This window comes from Pinirhizobacter sp., from assembly GCF_035317885.1.
In the GTDB taxonomy this organism is placed as follows: Bacteria; Pseudomonadota; Gammaproteobacteria; order Xanthomonadales; family Rhodanobacteraceae; genus Pinirhizobacter.
Genome location: NZ_DATHFX010000297.1, coordinates 1 through 3,647, shown reverse-complemented (window position 1 = coordinate 3,647; position 3,647 = coordinate 1). Strand labels below are relative to the sequence as shown.

Sequence of the window (3,647 nt, the reverse complement as noted above, 5' to 3'; positions counted from 1 at the left end):
TCGCGCCAGGCATTGAAGCCGCCGGCACGGGCGCGGGCGGTGACGGGTTTCCGGTTCTCGCGCACCGCCTCGTTCATACGATCTCCGCGGCGGGAATATCGGCGACCAGCCGGCCGTGGTCGAGTACCACGACGCGCTTCTTCATCCGCTTGATCAGCATCAGATCGTGACTGGCGATGAGCACCGTGGTGCCTACCGACTGGAACTCGGCGAAAAGCCCCATGATCTCCACGGCAAGCTGGGGATCAAGGTTGCCGGTGGGTTCGTCGGCAATCAGCAGGGTGGGCTTGCCCACGATGGCGCGGGCGATCCCCAGGCGTTGCTGCTCACCGGTGGACAGCGCCGAGGGCAGGTGTTTTTCGTTGGGTAGCAGGCCCACCTTTTCCAGCGCGGCGCGCACGCGCTTGCCACGATCGGCGGCGGGGACACCGGCGATCACCAGCGGCAGTTCGACATTGGCGAAGGCGGTGCGGTCCATCAGCAGGCGGTGGTCCTGGAAGACCATGCCGATGCGCCGGCGCAGCCGGGGAATATCGCGCTGGCGCACCTGCGCCAGGCTCTGGCCGTCGAACATGACGATGCCGTGGGTGGGACGCTCGATCAGGCCCAGCATCTTCAGCAAGGTGCTTTTGCCGGCACCGGAGTGGCCGGTGACGAAGGCCATCTCACCGGCTTCGACACCGAAACTCACGTCGGCCAGGGCGTCGTGGCCGCCTTCATAGCGCTTGCCCACCTGGTCGAAACGAATCACCGGGCTTCCCTTGGATTTGACTCAGGGAAGCATACGGGATTTCCGCAAGTTATCGAGCGCCGAAGAGGCGTCCGAGGCGCTTGAAGAAGCCGACTTTTTCCGCCGGAGGGGCTGGTGCCGGGGCCGTGGGGCGAGCCGAAGGCACGTGGCGCGAAGGACGGCGGCCGGGCTCGGCCGACCCGTTGGCGGTGGACTCCACGCGCTGCTCGGTGCTGCCGTTGGTCGTGCGCTCACGGGCGGCCTTGCCACCGCGGCGGCGGCGGCGACGCTTCTTGGCCAGGTCGCCTTCGGCGGCCTCCGCAGCAGTTTCGGCGCCGGCGGACACGACGGGTACGGCCACCGCCACCGCCACCGCGGCGGCATCGCTCGCGGATTCGGCGACCGCAGTCGTGGACCTGCGCTCGCGCGGAGCACGGTGCTCACCGCTGCTGCCGTTGGACTTCTTCGGACGATCCGACGAACCGCCACCGCTGCGCGAACGCGAGCGGGCCTCGCGGGCCTTGTCGTTCACCGGGGAACTGGCGGCGGCATCGGCGGCATCTTCCTCCGGATCGTCCGCCAGGCCATCGGCGCGAGGCCGCGGCTTGGGCATGATCAGGAGATCCGGCGTGACACTGGCCACCGGGATCTTCTGCCCGATGTATTGCTCGATGTCGGGCAGGCCCATGGCGTAGAGGTCGCAGGCAAAGCTGAGCGCGTCGCCGTCGGCACCCAGCCGCGCGGTGCGGCCGATGCGATGGACGTAGTCTTCGGCGTCCTGCGGCAGGTCGTAGTTGAAGACGTGGCTGACGGCCGGGATGTGCAGGCCGCGGGCGGCGACGTCCGTGGCCACCAGCATGTCGATCACGCCGTCCTGGAAGCGCTGCAGCAGCTTCTGCCGCTTGATCTGCGGCACGTCGCCTGAGATGGCGCCCACGCGGTAGTTATGGCGTTTCAGGCGGTCGGTGATGCGCTCGGCGGCGGCCTTGGTATTGACGAAGATGATGCTTCGCTCGGCACCGGTCTGCTCGAGCAGGTTCAGCAGCAGCGGCATCTTCTCTTCCTTGGAAGGGAAGTAAACCAGCTGGCGCACGCGATCGGCGGTGATGTTGTCGGTCTCCACCACGAGCTTTTCGGCGTTGTGCATGTGCTCGTAGGCCAGTTCCAGCACGCGATGGCTGAGGGTGGCTGAGAACAGCAGCACCTGGCGCTGCTCGCGGGCAGGCAGGCGTCGGAAGATGAAGCGGACGTCCTTGATGAAGCCGAGGTCGAACATGCGGTCGGCCTCGTCGATCACCATCACTTCGACCGAATTCAGGCCGAACACGCTCTGCTTGTAGTAGTCGAGCATGCGGCCGGGCGTGGCGATGATCACGTCGCAGCCGGCGCGCAGCAGCTGGCGCTGCTTGTCGTAGTCGACGCCGCCGTAGATCAGGGCGAAGCGCAGGCCGGTATGCCGGCCGATGGCCTGGGCGTCCTTCTCGATCTGGATCGCAAGTTCGCGCGTGGGAGCGATGATCAGCGCCCGGGGGTCGGAATCCTTGCGGTCGATGGCGGCCGGCCGGGTGAGCAGCCGGTTCATCAACGCCACCAGGAAGGCGCAGGTCTTGCCGGTGCCCGTCTGGGCCTGGCCGGCGACGTCACGGCCCTCCAGCGCCAAGGGCAGGGTGAGTGCCTGGATCGGGGTGCAGCGGGTGAATCCGGTATCGGCAAGGCCCTGCTGGAGCAGCGGGTGCAGGTCGAAGGACTCGAAGAAGGTGTCGGTCAGTACTTTTTCAGACATGGATAGGGGGTCATCACAGATGCGGGCGCCCGGATGGGCAGCCGGCTTGGGGGCCACGGCGCCGAAAGGGGCGCCTGGGGCATGGTTGAAATTGGGGCGGTCGTGCCCATTTCCAGTTGCAGAAACGAAACGCCCGGGGTGCCCTGGCCTGGGCGTGTAGCGGCCGTGCGGCGGCGCCAGCTTCAGCGCCCTTGAATCGCACCCCGAGTTGCGCTGGAATGACGGCAAGCCCCATGGGGGGCACCCCTCATTCCTGGTTCAACCCGCGCTTCGTGGGCGCATGAGTGTAGCTGATGCGAGCCGCGCGGTCGTCAACCCCCTTAACATCCCAAGCTGGAGATCCATGGTGAACGACCTGATCACCCACGTTAGCGACGACGCCTTCAAGGCCGAAGTCCTTGATTCCGATACCCCCGTCCTGCTTGATTTCTGGGCGGAATGGTGCGGCCCCTGCAAGGCCATCGCACCGATCCTGGACGACCTGGCCACCCAGTACCAGGGCAAGCTGCGCATCGCCAAGATCAACATCGACCAGAACCAGAAGACCCCCCGCGACTTCGGCGTCCGCGGCATTCCCACCCTGATCATCTTCAAGAACGGCAAGGTCGAGGCCACCCAGATCGGCGCCGTCAGCAAGGGCCAGCTGGCCCAGTTGATCGACAAAACGCTGTAATCGTGTCCAAACCGGGCATTTGACCCGGTTATTCACGCGCCGTGGCTTTACGCCGCGGCGCGCACAGTGCTAGATTCCATCGCACCTGCCGGGACTCACCGCTGTCCCGTGCCCTTCGCGCCATCCGCTTCAACTCCCAGAACCCTTCCTTTTAACGGCGCCCCCGAGGTTTGCCCGTGTCTGATATCGAATCCAAAGCATCCACCGACGCCAAGCGCGCCGATGACAAACCCGTGAGCGAGCCGGTCAAGCGCGCTCCTCGCAAGAACGCCAAGGCGGCTGCGCCCGTGCAGGGCGAGTTGCCGTCGGCTCCCCAGCGCGTCGAGAGCGCCCCGCCCGCTCGATCTCCGGCTCCGGCGCCCACGCAGCCGGCCCCCGCGGCCACGGCACCCGGCGGCCAAGAAAGCCAGGGCCAGGCCAACGGCAATGTCCAGGAGGCGCGCTCCACCTATGAGCCACGC

At 66.7% G+C, this 3,647-nt stretch carries 3 protein-coding genes and 1 pseudogene; 2 read left to right on the top strand and 2 right to left on the bottom strand.

What is annotated here, in order from left to right; translation table 11 throughout:
• Positions 1-73: 73 nt before the first annotated feature.
• Both ftsE and VK519_RS09730 read right to left on the bottom strand, forming a co-directional pair.
• A complete protein-coding gene (gene ftsE, locus VK519_RS09735; RefSeq protein WP_324349357.1) occupies positions 74-751 on the bottom strand; it encodes a cell division ATP-binding protein FtsE in 678 nt (225 codons plus the stop codon).
• A 49-nt stretch (positions 752-800) separates the two neighbouring features.
• The gene (locus VK519_RS09730; protein WP_324349356.1) at positions 801-2,513 is read right to left on the bottom strand and encodes an ATP-dependent RNA helicase RhlB; all 1,713 of its coding nucleotides are present in this window, start codon (positions 2,511-2,513) and stop codon (positions 801-803) included.
• A 346-nt stretch (positions 2,514-2,859) separates the two neighbouring features.
• On the opposite strand from VK519_RS09730, the gene trxA reads away from it, so the two are divergent.
• Positions 2,860-3,186: a thioredoxin TrxA gene (gene trxA, locus VK519_RS09725; protein WP_524538988.1), complete on the top strand. Its 327-nt coding sequence runs from the start codon at positions 2,860-2,862 to the stop codon at positions 3,184-3,186.
• A gap of 176 nt (positions 3,187-3,362) precedes the next feature.
• Positions 3,363-3,647, top strand: a pseudogene (locus tag VK519_RS09720) (hypothetical protein); the annotation flags it as partial.

Bases quoted from the DNA above. Each gene is read 5' to 3' on its own strand.
- VK519_RS09730 (WP_324349356.1), bottom strand. From the start codon at position 2,513: ATGTCTGAAAAAGTACTGACCGACACCTTCTTCGAGTCCTTCGACCTG.